The organism is Streptomyces sp. TS71-3, assembly GCF_018327685.1.
Classification (GTDB): domain Bacteria; phylum Actinomycetota; class Actinomycetes; order Streptomycetales; family Streptomycetaceae; genus Streptomyces.
In genome coordinates this window covers 1,732,233-1,753,949 of record NZ_BNEL01000001.1, presented here as the reverse complement: position 1 = coordinate 1,753,949, position 21,717 = coordinate 1,732,233, and the positions used below count along the sequence as shown (strand labels likewise).

The 21,717-nt window shown below is 72.4% G+C and carries 18 protein-coding genes; 9 read left to right on the top strand and 9 right to left on the bottom strand.

Features of this window, described 5'->3' with window-relative positions; genetic code table 11:
• Positions 1–11: 11 nt before the first annotated feature.
• The 3 genes from Sm713_RS07250 to Sm713_RS07240 all read right to left on the bottom strand — a co-directional run bounded on the left by Sm713_RS07250 (position 12) and on the right by Sm713_RS07240 (position 3,683).
• On the bottom strand, positions 12–1,340 hold the full coding sequence (locus Sm713_RS07250; RefSeq protein ID WP_374195968.1) for a polyprenyl synthetase family protein: 1,329 nt from the start codon (positions 1,338–1,340) through the stop codon (positions 12–14).
• On the bottom strand, positions 1,337–2,743 hold the full coding sequence (locus tag Sm713_RS07245) for a family 2B encapsulin nanocompartment shell protein (RefSeq protein ID WP_212908824.1): 1,407 nt from the start codon (positions 2,741–2,743) through the stop codon (positions 1,337–1,339). Before Sm713_RS07245 ends, Sm713_RS07250 begins: the two co-directional genes overlap by 4 nt.
• Before the next feature lie 130 nt (positions 2,744–2,873).
• Positions 2,874–3,683 (bottom strand): transposase family protein, encoded by an 810-nt coding sequence (locus tag Sm713_RS07240; protein ID WP_212907842.1) that lies wholly within the window; start codon positions 3,681–3,683, stop codon positions 2,874–2,876.
• 526 nt (positions 3,684–4,209) lie between these two features.
• On the opposite strand from Sm713_RS07240, the gene Sm713_RS40185 reads away from it, so the two are divergent.
• On the top strand, positions 4,210–4,443 hold the full coding sequence (locus Sm713_RS40185) for a hypothetical protein (protein WP_249416150.1): 234 nt from the start codon (positions 4,210–4,212) through the stop codon (positions 4,441–4,443).
• Positions 4,440–5,357, top strand: coding sequence for a 1-aminocyclopropane-1-carboxylate deaminase/D-cysteine desulfhydrase (locus Sm713_RS07235; RefSeq protein ID WP_249416149.1), 918 nt, complete (start codon positions 4,440–4,442; stop codon positions 5,355–5,357). The genes Sm713_RS40185 and Sm713_RS07235 overlap by 4 nt, the downstream gene beginning before the upstream one ends.
• 484 nt (positions 5,358–5,841) lie before the next feature.
• Here Sm713_RS07235 and Sm713_RS07230 read toward each other — a convergent pair whose 3' ends face one another.
• A complete protein-coding gene (locus Sm713_RS07230; RefSeq protein ID WP_212908822.1) occupies positions 5,842–7,437 on the bottom strand; it encodes a Na+/H+ antiporter in 1,596 nt (531 codons plus the stop codon).
• A gap of 181 nt (positions 7,438–7,618) precedes the next feature.
• Between Sm713_RS07230 and Sm713_RS07225 the strand changes: the two genes are divergently transcribed.
• The 3 genes from Sm713_RS07225 to Sm713_RS07215 all read left to right on the top strand — a co-directional run bounded on the left by Sm713_RS07225 (position 7,619) and on the right by Sm713_RS07215 (position 9,886).
• A complete protein-coding gene (locus tag Sm713_RS07225; protein ID WP_212908821.1) occupies positions 7,619–7,879 on the top strand; it encodes a UBP-type zinc finger domain-containing protein in 261 nt (86 codons plus the stop codon).
• 262 nt (positions 7,880–8,141) lie between these two features.
• The gene (locus Sm713_RS07220) at positions 8,142–8,555 is read left to right on the top strand and encodes an anti-sigma regulatory factor (RefSeq protein ID WP_212908820.1); all 414 of its coding nucleotides are present in this window, start codon (positions 8,142–8,144) and stop codon (positions 8,553–8,555) included.
• Between the two features lie 179 nt (positions 8,556–8,734).
• A complete protein-coding gene (locus Sm713_RS07215) occupies positions 8,735–9,886 on the top strand; it encodes a SigB/SigF/SigG family RNA polymerase sigma factor (protein WP_374196033.1) in 1,152 nt (383 codons plus the stop codon).
• 497 nt (positions 9,887–10,383) lie between these two features.
• Here the strand turns inward: Sm713_RS07215 and Sm713_RS07210 are convergent, their stop codons facing one another.
• The gene (locus tag Sm713_RS07210; RefSeq protein ID WP_212908818.1) at positions 10,384–10,839 is read right to left on the bottom strand and encodes a hypothetical protein; all 456 of its coding nucleotides are present in this window, start codon (positions 10,837–10,839) and stop codon (positions 10,384–10,386) included.
• A 125-nt stretch (positions 10,840–10,964) separates the two neighbouring features.
• Between Sm713_RS07210 and Sm713_RS07205 the strand changes: the two genes are divergently transcribed.
• Both Sm713_RS07205 and Sm713_RS07200 read left to right on the top strand, forming a co-directional pair.
• Positions 10,965–11,933 (top strand): diacylglycerol kinase family protein, encoded by a 969-nt coding sequence (locus Sm713_RS07205; RefSeq protein ID WP_212908817.1) that lies wholly within the window; start codon positions 10,965–10,967, stop codon positions 11,931–11,933.
• A gap of 320 nt (positions 11,934–12,253) precedes the next feature.
• Positions 12,254–12,511: a WhiB family transcriptional regulator gene (locus Sm713_RS07200; protein ID WP_040248489.1), complete on the top strand. Its 258-nt coding sequence runs from the start codon at positions 12,254–12,256 to the stop codon at positions 12,509–12,511.
• A gap of 239 nt (positions 12,512–12,750) precedes the next feature.
• Here Sm713_RS07200 and Sm713_RS07195 read toward each other — a convergent pair whose 3' ends face one another.
• Both Sm713_RS07195 and Sm713_RS07190 read right to left on the bottom strand, forming a co-directional pair.
• Positions 12,751–14,235 carry a sensor histidine kinase gene (locus Sm713_RS07195; protein WP_212908816.1) on the bottom strand — a complete coding sequence of 495 codons (1,485 nt, stop codon included), beginning with the start codon at positions 14,233–14,235 and terminating at the stop codon, positions 12,751–12,753.
• 743 nt (positions 14,236–14,978) lie between these two features.
• On the bottom strand, positions 14,979–16,049 hold the full coding sequence (locus Sm713_RS07190; RefSeq protein WP_212908815.1) for an SIS domain-containing protein: 1,071 nt from the start codon (positions 16,047–16,049) through the stop codon (positions 14,979–14,981).
• 505 nt (positions 16,050–16,554) lie between these two features.
• Between Sm713_RS07190 and nagB the strand changes: the two genes are divergently transcribed.
• Positions 16,555–17,340: a glucosamine-6-phosphate deaminase gene (gene nagB, locus Sm713_RS07185; protein ID WP_212908814.1), complete on the top strand. Its 786-nt coding sequence runs from the start codon at positions 16,555–16,557 to the stop codon at positions 17,338–17,340.
• Between the two features lie 65 nt (positions 17,341–17,405).
• Here nagB and Sm713_RS07180 read toward each other — a convergent pair whose 3' ends face one another.
• Positions 17,406–18,971 carry an FAD-dependent monooxygenase gene (locus Sm713_RS07180; RefSeq protein WP_212908813.1) on the bottom strand — a complete coding sequence of 522 codons (1,566 nt, stop codon included), beginning with the start codon at positions 18,969–18,971 and terminating at the stop codon, positions 17,406–17,408.
• A gap of 122 nt (positions 18,972–19,093) precedes the next feature.
• Between Sm713_RS07180 and Sm713_RS07175 the strand changes: the two genes are divergently transcribed.
• Entirely contained in the window at positions 19,094–19,741 is a 648-nt protein-coding gene (locus Sm713_RS07175) for a TetR/AcrR family transcriptional regulator (RefSeq protein WP_212908812.1), read from the top strand.
• A 413-nt stretch (positions 19,742–20,154) separates the two neighbouring features.
• On the opposite strand, the gene Sm713_RS07170 is transcribed toward Sm713_RS07175, so the two are convergent.
• Positions 20,155–21,660 (bottom strand): glycoside hydrolase family 3 protein, encoded by a 1,506-nt coding sequence (locus Sm713_RS07170; RefSeq protein WP_212908811.1) that lies wholly within the window; start codon positions 21,658–21,660, stop codon positions 20,155–20,157.
• Between the last annotated feature and the right edge of the window lie 57 nt (positions 21,661–21,717).

The following is a 21,717-nucleotide window of genomic DNA, read 5'->3' as shown; positions in this document are numbered from 1 at the left end:
GCCCGGCCCGTTCAGGCGCTGCGGCGGGTGACGAACTCGGCGAGGGCCAGCAGTTCGCCCGCCGCCGCAGGGTCGGGGACCGCCCGGGAGAGGTGCTGCACGGCACGTGCCATCCGGTCGGCGGCGTGCGTCTGGGCCCAGTCCCGTCCGCCGGCCCGCTCCACCGCCTGGACGGTGCGCTCCAGGTCCACGGTGGCGTGGGTGGCGGGGGCGGCGTACAGATCGGCGAGTTCGACGGCGGCCGGTGTGCCCGAGGTGAGGGCCGCGACCACGGGGAGGGACTTCTTACGGGCTATCAGGTCCGCACCGGCGGGCTTGCCGGTGCGCCGGGGGTCGCCCCAGATGCCGATCACGTCGTCGATCAGCTGGAAGGCGAGCCCGGCCTGCCGCCCGAACGCGTCCAGCGCCGAGACCTCCTGCGGGCCCGCCCCGGCGTAGAGCGCGCCCAGGGCGCAGGCGCAGCCGATGAGGGCGCCCGTCTTGGCCTCGGCCATGCTCAGGCTCTCGTCGAGAGTGATCCCTTCGGGGCCGCGCCGCTCCAGGGCCGTGTCCGCCTGCTGGCCCTCGCAGAGCTCGATGACGCAGGCGGCGAGCCGCGCGGCCGCGGTCGGTGCCGCGGGGTGGGGGTCCTCCGCGAGCAGCCGGTACGCCAGGGCCTGGATGGCGTCGCCCGCGAGGATGGCGTCCGGGACGCCGAAGACCGTCCACGCGGTGGGGCGGTGCCTGCGGGTGGTGTCGCGGTCCATGACGTCGTCGTGCAGCAGCGTGAAGTTGTGCACCAGCTCCACGGCCGCGGCGGCGCGCGCGGCCACCTCGGTGGGCCCGTCGAGAGCACGCACCGCGGCGAACACCAGTGCGGGCCTGATGGCCTTGCCTGCGGGGCTGCTCGCCGCCGGGGCGCCTGCCACCCGGCCCGGCGCGCCCGCGGGCGGCGCCATCCCCAGCGGGCTCACCCTGGGCATGTGCCGGGGCCCGCCGGGCGGAGCCGCCTCGCCCGCGGGGCCGGGGCGCCTCGGAGGCCGGCCGGCCCGGGACCCGTCCGGCGCGGCGAGCGGCACGCTCTCCCAGCCGAAGTGGTGGAGCGCGATCCGGCGCATGGCCGGGGGAAGGGAACCGATGGCCCGGTGCAGTTCGGGGTCGACGGCCTCGCGGGCCGCCGCCAGCAGCTCCTCGGCGTCCTGGCCGTCGTGCGCGTCCTGAAGGCCGTCGTGTACCGCCTCCCGGCCGTCGTGGCCGTCCCGGGCGCGGTGGTCCTTCCCGGTAGCCGGGGTGTCCTGGGTGCCGGCCGGGGCCCCCGCCCGCAGCGGCGGGGGCACGGCGCCGGGCGTGCGGGCCTTCACTGCCAGCGGCCGATCTCGACGTTCTCCAGGACACCGAGGGCGTCCGGGACGAGGACGGCGGCCGAGTAGTACGTCGTCACCAGGTAGGAGATGATCGCCTGCTCGTCGATGCCCATGAAGCGCACGGACAGGCTCGGCTCGACCTCGTCCGCCAGACCCGTCGCGTGCAGGCCGACGACGCCCTGCTCGCACTCGCCGGTGCGCATGCAGATGATGGAGGTGGTCTGCGCGTCGCTGATCGGGATCTTGTCGCAGGGGAAGAGCGGGACGCCGCGCCAGGCGGGGATGCGGGTGCCGCCCACGTCGATCGTCTCGGGCACGAGGCCGCGCCTGCTGCACTCGCGGCCGAAGGCGGCGATGGCGCGGGGATGGGCCAGGAAGAGCTTCGAGTCGCGCCGGCGGCTGAGGAGCTCGTCGAGGTCGTCGGGGCCCGGGGCGCCGTCGTGCGGCTGGACGCGCTGGTCGTACTCGCAGTTGTTGAGCAGGCCGAACTCCCTGTTGTTGATGAGTTCGTGCTCCTGGCGCTCCTTGAGTGCCTCGACGGTCAGCCGCAGCTGCTGCTCGGTCTGGTTCATCGGCTGGTTGTAGAGGTCGGCCACGCGCGTGTGGACGCGCAGCACGGTCTGGGCGACACTCAGCTCGTACTCGCGGGGGGCCGCCTCATAGTCGACGAAGGTGGTGGGCAGGGCCGGCTCTCCGGCGTGGCCCGCCGAGAGCTCGATCTCGCGCTCGCCGTAGGCGTTGGCCGCGTGCGGGGGCGTGGTGCGGGCCTGCTCCAGGTGGGCCGCGAGGGAGGGCGAGCGCTCGGCCAGTTGTTCCAGGTCGGTGCGGGGCAGCTCCAGGACCGTGCAGGCCGTGACCGCGCGGGCCGTGTACTCCCAGATGGCGTCCGGGTCGGTCAGGGCGTGCTCGCCGAGGTAGGCGCCGTCGGCGAGGACACCGAGGACGGCGTCCGATCCGTAGGGCCCGGGGCCGACCTTCTCGATCTTGCCGTGCGCGAGCAGCAGGACCGTGTCGGCGGGGTTGCCGAAGGAGGCCAGCACCCCGCCCGCGGGCACCTCGCGCTGCCGGCAGCGGCGGGCCAGCTCGCCGAGCACCTCCTCGTCCGCGAAGCTCCGCAGCGCGGGCAGTTCGCCGAGCTCGGCCGGGACGACCTGGACCTGGTCACCCGTCTTCACGAAGGTGATCCGGCCGTCGCCCACCGCATAGGTGAGCCGGCGGTTCACGCGGTACGCCCCGCCCTGCACGTTCACCCACGGCAGCGTGCGCAGCAGCCAGCGTGAGCTGATCTCCTGCATCTGGGGTGCCGTCTTGGTGGTGGTGGCCAGATTCCGCGCAGCAGAGGTGCCGAGGCTCTGTTGCGGCGCGGGCTCCTGCGTGCGGGTTTCCTCGCCTACCGACATAAAAATGCCCTCCCGATCATGCACTGATCTACACGGGCCAGCCTTGCAGCGCGAGGTACGCGGGAGCCATTACACAAACGAGCGGGATTGGATCACCGAGAACCGGGCATTGAGGTTTTCTCAACGAAGATCATTTCAAGATTCCGTTGAGGACGAGTGCGGCACGGGCGATGTCGCCGATCCGGCTGGGACTGAGCGAGACCTTCTTGAGCGCGCGCCAGCGTTCCTTGAGTTCGGCGGCTGCGCGTTCGCCGAGGGCGCGCAGATCTCTGATCAGGGTGTTCGTGGTTCGGGTATCGGTGTGGAGGGCTTGCTCAGATCTACCCTGGGGGCGGCGCACCGGGATGTGGATGCCGATTCCGGCGCCGATGTAACCCTTGTCGGCAAGAGTCGGCAAACCGTCGGCGGCGGCCTTGTACAGAACGGGCAGGACGTGGATACGGGCCGCTGTGATGTCGGGGGTGGAGCCGGGCTCGACATCGGAGACCCACAGCGGGGTGCCGTTCGGGGAGGACAGGAACTGCACGTTGCCGCCGAACGCCTTGTGCTTCTGGCTGAACCACAGGTCGTTGCCGTTGTCGCGGACGCCGGCGAGACGGTCGGACTCGATGAGTGTGCCGTCCAAAATCACGTGCGTCATTCCTTCCCGCCGGCAGCGGTTCAGGACGTCGTGCAAGTCGGGGGCTTGGGCGGCCAGCGCGTCGATGCCTTCGTGGAGGTAGCGGTAGCCGGTGGCCTGGGAGACCCCGGCGTCGCGGGCCAGACAGTGCACGCACGCCTGCTCGCGGAACCAGCGCAGCACCAGCACGGCCTGACGGAACGGACCCAGCGCCCGCGACCCCCGCGGAGTGCCCAACCGTCGCCGGTGGGCGGCCAGCAGTCGTGAAAGGTGATCCACGACATGGCGCGGAACATCGAGCGTGGCAACATAGGTGACCAACGTGAAGCCTCTGGTGGGTCGGACGAGTTCTTGTGGTGAGACCTGTCCTACCAGGGGCTTTACGTCTGCTCACGACCAGGATGAGTTCGTCCGATCCACCCCGAGGCGAGCGGTTCACAACGCTTCGCGAAGATCATTTCTCTGAGAAAACCTCATTGGACGTCGGTTTCCGCGGGTTACCCGGCGCGTAAACGCATCCCGCGCGCCACACAGGGCACCCGTACCCCCGGTTCACACCATTGGCCCGCACAACTTGAGCAGTGATGATCCGCCGCCTGACCGCACGGGAAACCGGGAGGTCACCCGGTCGAGTGACGGCGAGGGAACCCAGTAACACGTTCGATCGTTCCCCTTACGGAAAGTCGTACGATCCTTCGATAGGAAATTCCAGGAATTCGGGTCGGCTCCCGCACCCCGCGGAGCTCGACGCCCCCATCCGGTCCTCGCACCGGGAGTTCCGCAGCGCTCAAGTCTCCGCAGGCTTCTTGAATTATCTGCATGCTCCGCACCACGACAGGAGAATCCGATGGCAGGCTTCCTGGACCGCGCGAAGGAACAGGCGCAGCGCGGCATCAATCAGGGCAAGCAGCGACTCGACGAGGTGCAGGCCCAGCGCGCCGGCAACGACCTCCTGAGGAAGCTCGGCGCGGCCTACTACGCGGAACACCGCGGCGGCGGCTCGCACGAGGCCACGCAGGACGCCCTCCAGACCCTGGAGAGCCACATCGCGGAGAACGGCGACTCCTTCCTGCGCCGGTGACACCACCCGGTCCACGGCTGCCCTCGCCGCTCGACTCCGTCGACGACGAGCGCTTCGCGCGCCACGGCGTCCGGCTCCTGCTCAAGCGGGACGACCTGATCCACCCCGACCTGGTCGGCAACAAGTGGCGGAAGCTGGCGCCGAACCTGGCGGCGGCCGAGGGCCGGACCCTCGTCACGTTCGGCGGCGCGTACTCGAACCATCTGCGCGCCACCGCGGCGGCCGGCCGGCTCCTGGGCGTGGCCACACTCGGGTTCGTCCGCGGCCAGGAGCTGGCCGCCAGGCCGCTCAACCCGTCCCTGCGGCAGTGCGCGGACGACGGCATGCGGCTGCATTTCATTGACAGGTCGACATACCGCCGCAAGAGACAGCCCGAGGTGCTGGCCGCCCTCCTTGAGGAGGCCGGCGCCGGGGACGGCTACGTCCTCCCCGAGGGCGGCAGCAACGCCCGCGCCGTACGGGGCTGCGCGGCGCTGGGCGAGGAGCTGCGGGGCCGCGCCGACGTGGCGGCGGTCGCCTGCGGCACCGGCGGCACCCTGGCCGGGCTGGCGGCGGGCCTCGACGCGGGGCAGCGGGCGCTGGGAGTGCCGATACTCAAGGGCGGCTTCCTCGGCGACGAGATACGCGCCCTGCAACGGCAGGCCTTCGGCGAGCCCCGCGGCACGTGGTGGCTCGACGAGCGCTTCCACTTCGGGGGCTACGGTCGCACCGATCCGGAACTCGACGCGTTCGCCGAGGACTTCGAGTCCCGGCACGCGGGGTGCCTCCCGCACGGGCTGCACATAGAGCGTCTCTATGTCGCCAAGATGCTCTATGGGCTTCTCGCCCTCACCGAGGAGGGGGCCTTCGCACCCGGCACCACCGTCGCCGCGGTGATCACCGGCACGCCGTTTCCCGGCCCGGCCCTGCGGTAGGCGGTCGCCGCGTCACGGGGCAGACGGCCGCCTTCATCGCGCCGCCGCCGGGGCTTTCGCGCAGTTCCCCGCGCCCCTTGGCCCGTGGTGCGCCCGCCTCGTTTCTCGGCTCTCCGCCGCGTGGCGTCGTGCGCAGTTCCCCGCGCCCCTTGATCCGTCGGTTTGCCAGTTTGCTTCGACGTCTCGGGTTCGTGGTTGCTCGCGCAGTTCCCCGCGCCCCTTTCAAGACGGTGCTGTGCCCCGGTCCCGCGCCCCTTCAAGACGGGGCCGCGCCCCTGATCGGGGCGCAGCCCTGCATTCAAGGGGGTGCGGGGTGGGGGTACCTCCCACGCCCTCAAGGCAGTGGGGGAGCGACAAGCCACGCCGAGGCCCGCGGACAGTCACCGGCCTGGCGGGGCAGGGGCATGCGGCCGGCAGGCCGAAGAGGCAGGGACACGTGGCCCACCGGCACGAAAGCGTCGGGACACGCGGCCGGCAGGCCGGCTCAGTCCGCCTCGCGGTACGCCGCCGCCTCCTCCAGGTCGAGCCTGCGCAGCAGGGTCCGCAGCATCTCGTCGTCGATGTAGCGGGCGTCCCGCAGCCGTACGAAGACCTGCCGCTCGGTCTCGATCATCTTCCTGGCGAGCCGCCGGTAGGTGTCGTCGGCGGTCTCGCCGGTGACGGGGTTGACGGCGCCGAGCCGCTCCCAGACGGCGTTGCGGCGGCGCTCCAGCACCGTGCGCAGCCGGTCGGCGAGCGGTCCCGGCAGGGCGTTGCGCTCGTCCGCGAGGAGGTCGGCCAGCCGCCGCTCGGCCGCTTGGGAAGCCTGCGCCTGGGCCTGCGCCTCCGCGAGGGTCTGCTCGTGCTCGTCCCGGCCGGGCAGCCTGAGCACTCGGATGAGCTTGGGCAGCGACAGCCCCTGCACGACGAGGGTGCCGATGACCGCGATGAAGGTCAGGAAGAGCACCAGGTTGCGGGCCGGGAAGGGCCCGCCGTCGTGCACGTGCTCGGGAACGGAGAAGGCGATCGCCATGGACACCACCCCGCGCATCCCCGCCCAGCCGATCACCAGGGGCCCCTGCCAGGTGGGGTTCGGCTCGCGCTCCCTGATGCGCCGCGAGAGCAGCCGCGGCACGAAGGTCGCCGGATACACCCAGACGAAGCGGGCCGCGACCACCACGGCGAACACCCCGACCGCGTACAGCGCGGCGGTCCAGCCTGAGTACGGGCCCAGCCCGCGCAGCACCACGGGGAGCTGCAGTCCGATGAGCGCGAAGACGGCCGTCTCCAGGATGAAGGCGACCATCCGCCAGACGGCCTCCTCCTGGAGCCTTGTCGCGAAGTCGACCTGCCAGGACCGGTGGCCCAGGTAGAGCGCGACGACCACTACGGCGAGCACTCCGGAGCCGCCCGCCTGCTCGGCGATGCCGTAGGCGACGAACGGGATCAGCAGCGACAGGGTGTTCTGGAGCAGGGCCTCGTGCAGGTGGGTGCGGAGCCAGTGCAGCGGCACCATCAGCAGCAGGCCGATGCCGATGCCGCCCACCGTGGCCAGCGCGAACTCGCGCAGCCCGCTCGCCCAGCTCGCCCCCTCGCCGACGGCCACGGCGACGGCCACCTTGTAGGCGGTGATCGCGGTCGCGTCGTTCACCAGGGACTCGCCCTGGAGGATGGTGACGATCCTGGACGGCAGTCCGACGCGCCGGGCGATCGCCGTCGCGGCCACCGCGTCCGGCGGCGCCACGACGGCGCCCAGCACCAGGGCGGAGGTCAGCGGCAGGTCGGGCACCATCAAGTAGGCGATCCAGCCGACCGCGAGCGTCGCGAAGAGCACGTACCCGACCGACAGCAGCAGGATCGGTCTGACGTGTGCACGCAGGTCCAGATACGAGCTGTCGCTGGCCGCCGTGTACAACAGCGGCGGCAGCAGCAGCGGGAGCACGATGTGCGGATCGAGCGTGTAGCTGGGCACGCCCGGCACGTACGAGATCGCGAGTCCCGCCGCGACCAGCAGCAGCGGCGGGGGAACGGGCAGCCGCCGGGCCGCGCCCGCGACGGCGGCACCGCCCGCGACCAGCAACAGCAGAGGCAGCGCGTTCATACGCTCCGCCCGCCTCCTTCCGCAACGCGGCGTCGATGGTCCCGGTCGCCCCTACGAACCGTAACGACCGAGCGCCACGCGGTACGCGTTCGGCGCGGGTTTCCGATCTACGCGGCAGGCCCAGGTCAGGCATCGTAACCTGGCTATTCTGAGGACCATTGGGCAAGCGGAGAGATAACCGATGAAAGAGTGCTCGCACCTCGCGGCGCTGCCGGAGTCCGAGCCGGCGCCGCAGAGCGAAACCTGTATGGAGTGCCTGGCCGCCGGCACCCACCCGGTGCAATTGCGGCTCTGCCTGGAGTGCGGTCACATCGGCTGCTGCGACTCGTCACCCCTGCAACACGGCACGGAGCACTTCAAGCAGACCGGACACCCGTTGATGCGCAGCTACGAGCCGGGGGAAGCCTGGCGGTGGTGCTTCGTGGACAACGTCCTTGTATGACCACGTGTCTCAGGGGGCGCGCGGCCACGGTTCGACCGCCCGGCGCGTGGGTACGTCAACCCGGCGCGCGCTCTTCCCAATTGGGACCCGCACACCCCTAGCCACGGAGTGTACCCGTAGGTTTACTATGAGTGACAGAAAGGGGCTGGGGTCCCGGGAGGGGCCATCCTGGCGCGCGATAGCGTCACGGTTGAACCACGTTTCGCGATGCCCGGGGGTCGCCTCCCGGGCCGAAAGAGCTTGTACCACCTTGGAGGTGAGGGTGTCCGAGATCGCAGGCGAGCCCGGGACCCAGGACTTCGTGGAAGTCCGGCTGCCCGCTGCGGGTGCCTACCTGTCGGTGCTGCGGACGGCCACGGCCGGACTCGCGGCGCGTTTGGACTTCACCCTCGACGAGATCGAGGATCTGCGCATCGCCGTGGACGAGGCCTGCGCGATCCTGTTGCAGCAGGCCGTGTCCGGCTCCGTGCTGAGCTGCGTCTTCCGGCTCATCGACGACTCCCTGGAGGTGACGGTGTCGGCCCCCACCACCGACGGCCGCGCCCCGGAGCGCGACACCTTCGCATGGACGGTGCTCTCAGCCCTGGCCGGCAAGGTGGACTCCTCGGTCGAGACGGACAACACCGTCTCGATCAGCCTCTACAAGCAGCGCGGCGCGGGACCCGGGCCGGCGTGAGGAACGGGGAAGGGCCGGTGCGGGACGAAGGGCGCGGCAAGAACGTCACACGGCCCTCGGCCGGGAGTGCGGACGGCACCGGGGCCGCCGAGCGCAACGCGCCCGCCGGCCGCCACAGCCGCGCCGGCGCGACCGGCGGCGGACGGACCGGCGGACCCGGAGCGACCGGAGCGAGGGGCGTGCCGAGCGGCATCCCGGAGCAGCAGGCACGGCCACACCCCCAGGACGTCCCTCCGCCGGCCCCCGGGCAGGACGGGCGGACGGAGCCGACCAGCAAGGACCAGCGCGATGCACCGGCCGGACAAGGCGGCGACCTCGGTGCACCTCCGGGGGCATCCCCAGAGGTGGCCGGGGGAGGCAGCCGGGGGAGGGCGGGACAGATGAGCGAGCACGGGCGCGGCGCCCGGCAGGGCGCGGACACCGCGCGGGACACGGAGCGGACCCACCAGGTGCGGGAAGCAGAAGAGCAGCAGAGCGTCCGGCAGCCGGCACAGGCGGCCGGCGCGGCCGAGCCGCGCCCGGCGCAGGGGGCAGCGGAGGCGCCCCCCGCGCACACTCGGCCCGCGCCGCACGACCCGCAGGACCGGAGCGGTGCCCGAGCGCTCTTCGTCGAGTTGCGCTCGCTGCCCGCCGGCACGCCCGAGTACGCGGAGCTGCGCAACCGGCTCGTGCGGATGCACCTCCCGCTGGTCGAGCACCTGGCCCGCCGTTTCCGCAACCGCGGTGAGCCGCTGGACGACCTCACCCAGGTCGCCACGATCGGCCTGATCAAGTCCGTGGACCGCTTCGACCCGGACCGCGGCGTGGAGTTCTCCACCTACGCCACGCCGACGGTCGTCGGCGAGATCAAGCGGCACTTCCGCGACAAGGGCTGGGCGGTGCGGGTGCCGCGCCGGCTCCAGGAGCTGCGGCTCGCGCTGACCACGGCCACCGCCGAGCTCTCCCAGCTGCACGGCCGCTCCCCCACGGTGCACGAGCTCGCCGAGAAGCTGAGCATCTCGGAGGAGGAGGTCCTGGAGGGCCTCGAATCGGCGAACGCCTACTCCACGCTGTCGCTGGACGTGCCCGACACGGACGACGAGTCGCCGGCCGTCGCCGACACGCTGGGCGCGGAGGACGAGGCGCTGGAGGGCGTCGAGTACCGGGAGTCGCTGAAGCCGCTGCTGGAGGATCTGCCGCCGCGGGAGAAGCGGATCCTTCTGCTGAGGTTCTTCGGGAACATGACGCAGTCGCAGATCGCGCAGGAGGTCGGCATCTCGCAGATGCATGTGTCGCGGCTGCTGGCTCGGACGTTGGCGCAGTTGCGCGAGAAGCTGCTGGTGGAGGAGTGACGTAGGGGGTGCCCCTACGTGCCGGGTCCCCCGGTTGCGCCCGGGCGCCGTGTGGCTTGCCGTGCGGCGCCTTCCGTGGGGCCGGCCCCTTCCGGGCTCGTTTCCGGGCACCTGCCGGTGGGGGTTCTTGCGCAGTTCCGCGCGCCCCCACCCTCCTGCGGAGAGCATCCAGCCTCCCGCCGGTCCCATCCCGGCTCACCACCGGTGGTGGATTCTGCGCAGTTCCCCGCGCCCCTATCCGCGGAGCACGTCCAGACCCCCGCGGTCCATGCCGGCCAGCCGCCCGGCGGGTCTTCTCGCGCAGTTCCCCGCGCCCCCTCCTGCGGAGAGCATCCAGCCTCCCGCCGGTCCCATCCCGGCTCACCGCCAGTGGTGGATTCTGCGCAGTTCCCCGCGCCCCTATCCGCATCCGCGGACGCCGTGGAGCCCCCCGCGGCTTCGTCCCGGCTCATCGCCGGTCGAAGTCCTCGCTCAGTTGCCGCTGGCCCCCGTCGAGATCAAGTGCGGGGTGCGTCGCCCGGGTCGGCGGGGCCCCGGATGCCGAGGGCCTTGGTGGTCGTCGGGTTGACCAGGAGGACCAGGGTCGCGATCGCCACCACCGCGAGTGCGATGCCGCCGGGGATCAGGAGGCTGTCGGCCTGGAGGAGGTTCCAGGCGACCGGGAGGGCCAGTATCTGGGTGATCACGGCCGGGCCGCGGCTCCAGCGGCGGCGCAGGAGCAGGCCGCGGGCGGCGAGCAGGGGCAGGAGTGCGAGCACGAGGAGCGTGATGCCGGCGGTGACCGCCTGCTGGCGGTCGTCCGGGCTCCCCGCGAGGCCCATCACCAGCAGATACGCGCCTATCACCACCAGCGCGAGGCCCTCCAGGCCCGCCAGCGCGGCGGCCAGCGTCAGCCGCCCGGGGCGGGGCTCGTCCTCGGGTGCCTGCGGTGCGGGGGTCTGCTCAGAGGTCACCTCAGCAGAGTAGCCCCGGCGGGTACCGGCGCACCGCCCGCGGGCAGCGCCCTCACCCCCGAGGAGCCGGGGGCACGGTCCCCTCAGCGTGAACCGGGCGCGCCGCGGTAGGTACCCTGCAGGGCATGCGTGCTCTTCTCGTGGTCAATCCGGCGGCGACCACCACGAGTGCCCGCACACGGGACGTACTCACCCATGCGCTGGCGAGCGAGATGAAGCTCGACGCCATCACCACCGAGTACCGCGGGCACGCCCGGGACGTCGGCCGGCGGGCCGCGGAGGCCGACGACATCGACCTGGTCGTCGCGCTCGGCGGCGACGGCACCGTCAACGAGGTCGTCAACGGTCTGCTGCACCACGGCCCCGATCCGGACCGGTTGCCCCGCCTCGCCGTGGTGCCCGGCGGTTCCACCAATGTGTTCGCCCGCGCGCTCGGCCTCCCCAACGACGCGGTCGAGGCGACCGGTGCCCTGCTGGACGCGCTGCGCCGGGGCAGCGAGCGGACCGTGGGCCTCGGCCTCACGGCGGGCACCCCGGGCACCGATGACGAGGCCGCGCCACCCCGATGGTTCACGTTCTGCGCGGGCCTCGGCTTCGACGCGGGAGTGGTCGGCCGAGTCGAACAGCAGCGGGACCGCGGCAAGCGCTCGACCCACGCGCTCTACATCCGCCAGCTCCTGCGGCACTTCCTGGAGGAGCCCAACCGCAGGCACGGCACGATCACCCTCGAACGGCCCGGCGCGGAGCCCGCGCACGACCTCGTGGCCTCCATAGTCTGCAACACCGCACCCTGGACCTACCTGGGCAATCGCCCGGTGTACGCCTCCCCGCGGGCCTCTTTCGACACGGGTCTCGACGTGCTCGGGCTGAGCCGCCTGACGCCCGCCGCGGTGACCCGATACGGCGCTCAGCTGCTGACTTCCTCGCCCGAACGAGGGCCGCACGGCAAGCACGCCCTGACGCTGCACGACCTGACGGACTTCACCTTGCATTCGAAGGTGCCGCTCCCCCTCCAGATGGACGGAGACCACCTGGGAGTGCGCAAAAGCGTGACGTTCACAGGCGTACGCCGTGCACTGCGTGTGATTGTGTGAGTCGAAGGGCTCAAAGTCCTTGCACTCGAACGTTTAGCCCATCTTCCACCCCATGGAAGTACGGCTGTGACCGAGTCGACACCGAGGAATCAAAAAAAACTTTCCGGAAGGGGTTGTATCCGAAGCCGAGGTTTGCGAATCTCTACATGGCGCTCGGGAGGCCCGCACCAGTGGCCCCGGAGAGCGCCGGATCCCCTCCTCACATCTCAGGACCAAGTACCGGGGAACCGGTAGCTGGCCCTTCCCTTGACGGGGGATTCGTGAAAGCGTTCACATTCACAAGCCCCGCACGTTATGAAGACGCAAGAGAGGTAGCAGCCATGGACTGGCGTCACAACGCCGTTTGCCGCGAGGAAGACCCCGAGCTGTTCTTCCCCATCGGCAACACCGGTCCTGCGCTGCTGCAGATCGAGGAAGCCAAGGCCGTCTGCCGTCGCTGCCCCGTTGTCGAGCAGTGTCTGCAGTGGGCGCTTGAGTCCGGCCAGGACTCGGGCGTCTGGGGTGGCCTCAGCGAGGACGAGCGCCGCGCGATGAAGCGCCGTGCCGCTCGCAACCGGGCACGTCAGGCCAGCGCCTGACGCCCACACACCCGCACGAGCCTGAGCCCGGCGGCGCATGTGCCCCCCATGGCACAACTTGCCACCAGCGAGTATGCATCCCCCGCCCCCGAGCCGCAGCGCGCAGTACCACCGAAGACATGATCAGGAAGGCCCCGGACCACCGGTCCGGGGCCCTTCTGTTGTTTCCCCGCCTGTTCCCTCGCCTGTTCCCTCGCCCCGGCCGGGCACACGGCTACCCGGCTACTCCCCCGGCCCGCCTACGGCCCTGTCTTCTCCGCGCGTACGGGGATGTCCAGCAGTACCTGGGTGCCGCGGTCGGGGGCCGGGAGCATGTCGAACGTGCCGTTCAACTCGCCCTCGACCAGGGTGCGGACGATCTGGAGGCCGAGGTTGCCGGCGTGCTTGGGGTCGAAGCCCTCCGGGAGCCCGACGCCGTCGTCCTGCACGGTGACCAGCAGGCGGGCCTGCTTGGGTGAGCCGCCGCGGACCGCGGAGACCTCGACCGTGCCGTGCTCGGCGGTGCGGAAGCCGTGCTCCAGGGCGTTCTGCAGCAGCTCGGTGAGGACCATGGAGAGCGGGGTGGCGACCTCCGCCTCCAGGATGCCGAAGCGCCCGGCGCGCCGTCCGGTGACCTTGCCCGGTGCGATCTCGGCGACCATGGCCAGCACGCGGTCGGCGATCTCGTCGAACTCCACGCGCTCGTCCAGGGTCTGAGAGAGCGTCTCGTGCACTATGGCGATCGAGCCGACCCGCCGCACGGCCTCCTCCAGGGCCTCCCGGCCGGAGACCGAATCGATCCTGCGGGCCTGGAGCCGCAGGAGCGCCGCCACGGTCTGGAGGTTGTTCTTCACCCGGTGGTGGATCTCCCGGATGGTGGCGTCCTTGGTGATCAGCTCCCGCTCCCTGCGGCGCAGCTCCGTCACGTCGCGCAGCAGGACGAGTGAGCCGATCCGGGGCCCCTTGGGCTTCAGCGGGATGGAGCGGCCCTGGATCACGCACTCCTCGCCCTCCACCTCGAACTCACGCGGCGCCCAGCCGCTGGCGACCTTGGCCAGCGCCTCGTCGACGGGGCCGAGCGAGGGGGCGAGTTCCGCGGTGGTCCTGCCGAGGTGGAGGCCGACCAGGTCGGCGGCGAGGCCGAGGCGGTGGTACGCGGAGAGGGCGTTGGGCGAGGCGTACTGGACGAAGCCGTCCGCGTCCACCCGGATGAGGCCGTCGCCGACCCGCGGCGAGGCGTCCATGTCGACGTGCTGGTCGGGGAACGGGAACGCGCCGGCGGCGATCATCTGGGCGAGGTCGGACGCGCTCTGGAGGTAGGTGAGTTCCAGGCGGGAGGGGGTGCGGACGGTGAGCAGGTTGGTGTTGCGGGCGATCACGCCCAGCACCCGGCCGTCGTGGCTGACCGGGATCGACTCGACCCTGACGGGTACCTCCTCGCGCCACTCGGGGTCGCCCTCGCGCACGATCCTGGCCTCGTCGTGGGCGACGTCCAGCATGGGGCGCCGGCCGCGCGGCACGAGGTGGCCCACCATGTCGTCCTGGTACGAGGTGGGGCCGGTGTTGGGACGCATCTGCGCGACGGAGACGTAGCGCGTGCCGTCCCGGGTGGGGACCCACAGGACGAGGTCGGCGAAGGACAGGTCCGAGAGGAGCTGCCACTCCGACACCAGCAGGTGCAGCCACTCCAGGTCCTTCTCGGACAGGGCGGTGTGCTGGCGTACGAGGTCGTTCATGGAGGGCACTCTGCGAGCGTACCCGGCGGGCGGCGGCCTTCTGACCGCCGCGGTGCGGCCCCCTCGGGGGGCGGGCCACCCGCGGGCCGCGGCGCCTGGGAGGGACCCTCAACCCTTCCCCGGGCTCCGCACGAGCCGGGGGTACCCAAGGCACCGCAGCCCCGAGCCGTATCGGCCGCCGGGTGTGCGGTTCCCGGCCGCCGAAGGGAGGAGCCGGCGCGGTCAGGGCAGAGAGCGCCGGTTCCTCGGTCCGTCCTTCTGTGCGGGAAGGACGGAGGCCTCATGCAGCATTGTGGACTAGACCATTCTCCCGTGTCTATGCGTTCGGAGATGTTTGTTGTTGTTGGGTATCCAAGAGGGGTGGGGGGCGCCGGTTTTTGCGCAGTTCCCCACGCCCCTTTCAACGGGTGCCAGGTCTGTCCTTGCGGACTCGCGGCCGGCTGCCCCTCGGTGGGGGGCTTTGCGCAGTTCCCCGCGCCCCTGTCGCGGAAGCTGTCCAGGGCCTTGCGGCTCGTGCCCGGCCGTCCCCCGGTGGGGGGTCTTGCGCAGTTCCCCGCGCCCCTGTCGCGGAAGCCGGCCTGCCCCTTGCGGTCTCGCGGCCGGCCGTCCGCCGGTGGGGGGTTCTCGCGCAGTTCCCCGCGCCCCCTGATCGCGGAAGCTGCCCAGGGCCTTGCGGCTCGTGCCCGGACATCCGCCCGTGAGGGTTCTCGCGCGGTTCCCCGCGCCCCTGGTGATGGCCGGGGCGGGCTCGTTCAGCGGGTTTCTGTGATTTTCGCCAGGGCCCTTGGTGCGTCCGGGTCCTGGCCTCGGGCCAGGGTGACCTCGTGGGCGAGGCGTTGGAGTGGGATGATCTCCAGGATCGGCTGGACCTCTTCCGCCACCCCCTCCGTGGGGAGCACGAAGCCGGCGGAGGCCTGCTTGACCTGCGCCACCGGGCCGATGACGACGAGGTCGGCTCCGCGGCCGCGGAGCCGGTCGAGGACCGGTTGGAGCGCCTCGCCGCCCGCGCCGTCCGTGACGACCGCGATGACGGGCGAGATGTTGTCGACCATCGCCAGCGGGCCGTGCATCAGGTCGGCGCCCGAGTACGAGAGCGCCGGGATGTAGCTCGTCTCCATGAGCTTCAGGGCGGCCTCCTTCGCGGTCGGGTAGCCGTACCCGCGCGAAGTGATCACCATCCGCTCGGCGAACCGGTACCGCGCGGCCAGCGACCTCACCTCGCTCTGCCGGGCGAGGAGCTGTGTGGCGAGGTCGGGCAGCTTGCGTGCGGCGGCGCCGTCGGAGTCCCGCAGCCCCTCGACGAGGAGGTACAGCGCGAGCAGCGCCGCGGTGTACGTCTTGGTGGCCGGCAGCGCGCGCTCCGGGCCCGCCATGATGTCGATGTGCTGCTCGCAGACGCCTGCCAGCGCCGAATCCGGATTGTTGGTCACCGCCAGCGTGAGCGCCCCGGCGGAGCGCGCCGCCCTCGTGGAGGCCACCAGGTCCGGGGAGCTGCCGGACTGGCTGACGGTGATCAGCAGGACGTCCCGCAGGTCAGGCCGTGAACCGTACGCCGTGATGCTCGACATGGAGACCAGGCCGCACGGCAGGCCGAGCCTGATCTCCATCAGGTACTTGGCGTACAGCGCGGCGTTGTCGGAGCTGCCGCGGGCGTTGAGCAGGACGAAGCGGGGGCGTTTCGCCGCGATCCCACGGGCGGTCTCCCGGATCCGCCCGGCGCCCGTGTCCAGCATCCTGCGCAGGACCGCGGGCTGCTCGCCCATCTCACGGGCCATGATGCGGCCCGGCAGTTCCCGGTACCCGGCCGATGTGCTGGAGCTCATCCGTATGCCTCCCGGTGTGCCCGCATCGCCGTGCGGGCCGTACGGGCCGTGCGGGTCGCGCGTCGTGCAGGCCGTGCGGGCCTGCGGGGCATGTGGCCCTGTACCCCGTGTGCCCCTGTGCCCGGTGCGCCCTGCGCCGCGTACCCATCCTGCGGCGCGTATCCCCCTACCCCCGCATACCCGTCCCGTCTCTCCACCCTCCCCTCTCTCCACCCTCCCGTCTCTCCCCCCTTCCCCGCCTCTCCCCGCGCCCCCGTCACTCCCGCGCCACCGGAGCCGCCCCCCGTCTCTTCACCTCCCGGCCGCCTCCCCGACGCCGGGGCGCCGCCTCGTTCTCCGGCTCCCGTTTCGCTCCCCGGCTTCCGTTTCACTCCGGGGGTGTCATTCCACTCCCTGGGACAGGGCGGCGCGGGGCAGGTACGCTCTGCTAGATTGGTCTAGTCCACTATGCGTATCCGTACGTGTTCGCCCTGAGTCGAGACCTCTTCAGATCGGCAGGACCAGCGTGGAAGTTGTCATCGTCCCGGACGCCGAGGCGGGCGGCGAGCTCATCGCCGAGGCCATGGCACAGTTGCTGCGACGCAAGTCCGACGCCGTGCTCGGCGTCGCCACCGGTTCGACCCCGCTGCCCGTCTACGAGGCGCTGGCCGCCAAGGCCGGTTCCGGTGCCGTGGACGTCTCCCGGGCGCGGATAGCCCAGCTCGACGAGTACGTCGGGCTGCCCGCGGACCATCCCGAGTCCTACCGGTCGGTGCTCGGCCGCCAGGTGCTGGAACCGCTGGGGCTCGGACCCGAGGCGTTCATGGGCCCCGACGGAGGGGCCGCCGACATCCCCGCGGCCTGCCTGGCGTACGAGGAGGCGCTGGAGAAGGCCGGCGGGGTCGACCTCCAGCTCCTCGGCATCGGCACGGACGGCCACATCGGCTTCAACGAGCCGTGCTCGTCGCTCGCCTCCCGCACCCGCATCAAGACGCTGACCGAGCAGACCCGGATCGACAACGCACGCTTCTTCGACGGCGAGATCGACCAGGTTCCGCGCCACGTGATCACCCAGGGCATCGGCACGATCCTCCAGGCCCGGCACGTGGTGCTGCTGGCCACCGGCGCCGGGAAGGCCTCGGCCGTGGCGGCGAGCGTGGAGGGGCCGGTGGCCGCGATCTGCCCGGCCTCGGCACTCCAGCTCCATCCGCACGCCACGGTGGTGGTGGACGAGGCCGCCGCGGCCAAGCTGCGGCTCGCGGACTACTTCCGCCAGACCTTCGCCGCGAAGCCGGAGTGGCAGGGGATCTGACGTCCCCCTCTCCCCGGTGGCCCTCTCCGCGGTGGCCCTCCCCCCGGCGGCGTCCCCGCCGGGGCTCATGCCGCGGCCGTCACGTGCTCGTGCAGTGCCGGGAGCAGGGTGCGGGTGCAGGCGGCTGCGTCGTCCGATGCCCAGCAGACGTACCCGTCGGGCCTGAGCAGCACCGCCGCGGCACCCGGATCGTCCGGGCTGCCGGCGCGGACCAGGTCGACCCCGGCGGGGAGGCTGAGGCCCGCCGGGACGACGCCGGCGAGGTCGAGCAGGACCGCGTGCCCGGCGTGGAGGAGCGCCGACAGCCGGGTGGGCCCGGCCGCCGTGTCGAGGTCGAGGTCGGGCAGCCGGTGGCCGGTGAGCGGGTGCTCGCCGGCCAGGTCGTAGCGGAGTGACAGGCCGGACATCAGGCCCGCGATGTGGCGGTTGGCGTCCGGCAGCCGCAGCAGGTCGGTGACGATGTCCCGGAGCGCCGTGACGTCCTCGGACGCGGCCGGGCCGGCGAGGACGCGCTGCGCCGAGGTGTGGTGCAGGACCCTGGCCGCGGCCGGGTGGCGCTCGGCGTGGTAGCTGTCCAGCAGGCCGTCCGGAGCCCGGCCCCGCACGGCGGCCGCCAGCTTCCAGCCGAGGTTGAACGCGTCCTGCACGCCGAGGTTGAGGCCCTGGCCGCCGAGCGGCGGGTGGATGTGCGCGGCGTCCCCGGCGAACAGCACGCGCCCCTCGCGGTAGCGGACGAGCTGGCGGGTGGCATCGGTGAACCGTCCCGCGTTGACCACGCCGCCGAGCACGGTCTCGTCGCCGTAGACCGCCCGCAGCGCCGAGGCGATCTCGTCCCGCGTGACCGGGACGTCCCGGGCGGCGCTCGCCCCCTCCGTACGCCCGAAGGTGAACCGGTACCGGTCGTCTCCCACCGGCACCAGCATCGCCCAGTGCCCGCCCGCCTCGCGCGTGAGGGAACTGATGTGCCCGCTGCGCCGCGGCACCAGCGACGAGACCGCGGACAACCGGACGTCGGCCAGCACCGCGACATAGGTGCCGTCCCGGCCGGGGAACGGCAGGCCGAGCAGCTTGCGCACCGTGCTCCGGCCGCCGTCGCAGGCCACCAGGTAACGCGCGCGTACCCGCAGACCGCCCGCGGTGACCGTCACGCCGCCCTCGCCGGAGCCGTCCGTGCCGCCGGCGCCGTCCGCACCGGGCGCGCCGTCGATCCCGTCCCCGTCGACCGTGGTGACCGCGGTGACCTCCGTGCCCCGCAGGATGCGCGCCCCGCGGGCGACGGCCCGCTCCGCCAGCACCGCCTCCAGCTGCCACTGGGGTATCGGCACCGGGTACGGGTGCCGGGTCCGCCAGGGCGTGCAGTCCAGCGGCACCGGGAGCATCGCGAAGTGGCCGGTTCCCGGATCCCGCGGCATTGCCCTGCTCAGCACGGGCGCCAGCAGGCCCCGGGACTCCAGCAGCTCGGTGGTGCGGGGCTGGATCCCGCCGCCCTTCACCTGCTCGACGGGGCGTTCGAGGCGCTCCAGGACCAGGGTCTCGACCCCGGCCAGGGCCAGTTCGTGGGCGAGCGTGAGCCCGGTCGGCCCCGCGCCCACCACGACCACCTCGGCCTGCTTCTCGTTCTCGATCCTCATGGTCAGCTCCCGCTCCCATGCATGCGTGAGGCATGCATGCGCTCCCGGCGTTAGTTCGCCTCAGTGCGAATGTACACCAGGTGCAGAATTGCTCCGGGAGTACTTCCTGATATCGTGCGGGTGTGGACGGCGAGCCGGGGCTGCGGGAGCGGAAGAAGCGGCGGACGCATGCCGCGATCTCGGAGGCGGCGATCGCGCTGTTCCTCGAACACGGCTTCACGCAGGTGTCCGTGGCCCAGGTCGCCGAGGCGGCCGAGGTCTCCAAGCGCACGCTCTTCGCCTACTTCGCCACCAAGGAGGACCTGGTGGTGCACCGGCTGGCGGACCACGAGAGCGAGGCGGCCCGGGTGGTGCGCGGGCGTCCGGCGGACAGCGGGCCACTCGAAGCGCTGCGCGCGCACTTCCTCGCGGGGCTGCGCGAGCGCGACCCGATCACCGGGCTCAACGACCATCCCCAGGTGCGCGCGCTGTACCGGATGATCCTCGGCACTCCGTCGCTGGTGGCCCGCATGGAGGGCTTCAAGGCGGGCGCGGAGGACGCCCTCGCCGAGGCGCTGCGCGAGACCGCGGGAACGCCGCCGCTGACGGCACGCCTGGCGGCGGTGCAGATCGTCGCGGTGCAGTGGGCGCTGGCGAACGACAACGCCCAGCGCCTGGCGCACGGGGAGCCAGCGGACGACCGCCTCCCCGGGGCCCTAGGGGACGCCGAACACGCCTTCACGCTGCTGGAGAGCGGGTTGGGCGACCTTCGGGCCGCCCACGCGACGTGACCGTCGGCTCGTCACCGTCCGGGAGGGGCTGTTTCGGTCGTGTCCGGACCACCGGTTGGTGGGTGGTCGCTCGCGCAGTTCCCCGCGCCCCTTGAAGGACGGGGCTGCGCCCCGAGAGGGGCGCTGGCCTGTGTCGACATGAGGCTCCACCGCGTCGGCGCGACCGGCGACGACGAGCCGACCGACGACCGCAAGCGGCAGCCCCCTCAGGGGCGCGGGGAACTGCGCGAGCAACCGCGACGGGCCGGCAGCCGGAACAAGACCGCAAGGGGCAGGACCCCAAAAGGGGCGCGGGGGCCTGCGCAAGCACCCCACACACCGACAGCCGACCGACAACCCCAAGGTGCAGGCCCCTGACAAGGGACGCGAGGCTGTGTCGACAGGCCGCTCCGCCGCGTGGCCGCAAAACCCGGCTACCCCCCGACGATCACCTCCGCCGCCGCCACCCCGCACACCCGTGCCGCGCCGTGCGTGGCGATGTGCAGGGCACCCCGGGCCGCGGCCTGGGGAACGCCCATCTCGACGACGACGGTGTCGGGCCGTGCGGCCAGCAGCGTGTCCAGGGCCGACGACATCCACGCATGCCGGTGGACGTCGCGGACGACGGCGACGATGCGCTCGCCGCCCGCCGCGGCGAGCGCCCGCTCCCCCGCGCCGGCGCCGCTGAAGCTGTCCGTCCTGGTGCCGGGCAGCAGCCGCTGGAGCTCGGCGGCGACGCCCCACGGGGTCTCGTCGCCGACGGCGATGTTCGCGACCGGGGTGAAGGCCGCGACGAACGGCGGCTCGGTGACGGGCCGGCCCGCGCCCGGCGCCGACGCGTCCCGGGTCACCCGCAGCGCCCGCCGCGCCGCCTCAAGGCCCACCTCGACCGCCCGACCGTCGTCGTAGGCGGCGCTGCGGGGCATGGTCGCCGCCGTCCAGCCGGCGAGGTCGCGGACCCGCGCCGCGGCCTGAGCGAGGCGTTCCTCCGGCAGGTCGCCGGAGCGCACCGCGGAGACCAGGGCGTCGCACAGCCGGCGGACCGTGTCGTCGTCCGCGAGCCCGCCGCCCACGCAGATCGCGTCGGCGCCGGCGGCGACGGCGAGCACGCTGCCGCGTTCGATGCCGTAGGCGGAGGTGATCGCCTGCATCTCCATGCCGTCGGTGACGATCAGCCCGTCGTGGCCCAGCTCCTCGCGGAGCAGGCCGGTAAGGATGAGCCGGGAGAGGGTGGCGGGGCGCTGCGGGTCGAGCGCGGGGACGAGGATGTGCGCGGTCATCACCGCGCGCGTGCCGGCCGCGATGGCCGCGCGGAACGGCTCCAGCTCGCGGGCGTGGAGCGTCTGGAGGTCCGCGTCGATGCGGGGCAGCGCGTGGTGCGAGTCGACGGCGGTGTCGCCGTGCCCCGGGAAGTGCTTGGTGCAGGCGGCGACGCCCGCGGCTTGCAGGCCCTCCACGTAGGCGGCGGTGTGCCGGGCCGCGAGCGCGGTGTCGGCGCCGAAGGAGCGCACGCCGATCACGGGGTTGTCGGGGTTGGAGTTGATGTCGGCGGACGGCGCCCAGTTGAGGTTGACCCCGCAGGAAGCGAGGCGGCGGCCGAGTTCGAAGGCGACCTCGCGGGTGAGCGCGGTGTCGTCGACGGCGCCGAGGGCGTGGTTGCCGGGGAAGGTGGACCCGGTGCCCGCCTCCAGGCGGGTGACGTCGCCGCCCTCCTCGTCGATGGTGACGAGCACGTCGCCGCGCTCGGCCCGCAGCTGCGCGGTGAGCGCGGCCACCTGTTCGTGCGAGGCGATGTTGCGGCCGAAGAGAGCGACGGAGGCCAGCCCCTCGCCGAGCCTGCGCAGCAGCCAGTCGGGGGCGCTGGTGCCGGTGAAGCCGGGCTGCAGGACCGTGAGGGCGTCGCGGGTCAGGGTGTCCGTGTGGCCGGCGAGTGTGGTCATCGAGAGCTCCTTGGACGGGTGACCGCGGCGGACGGCGAGGGCCCGCGGGTGACCGGT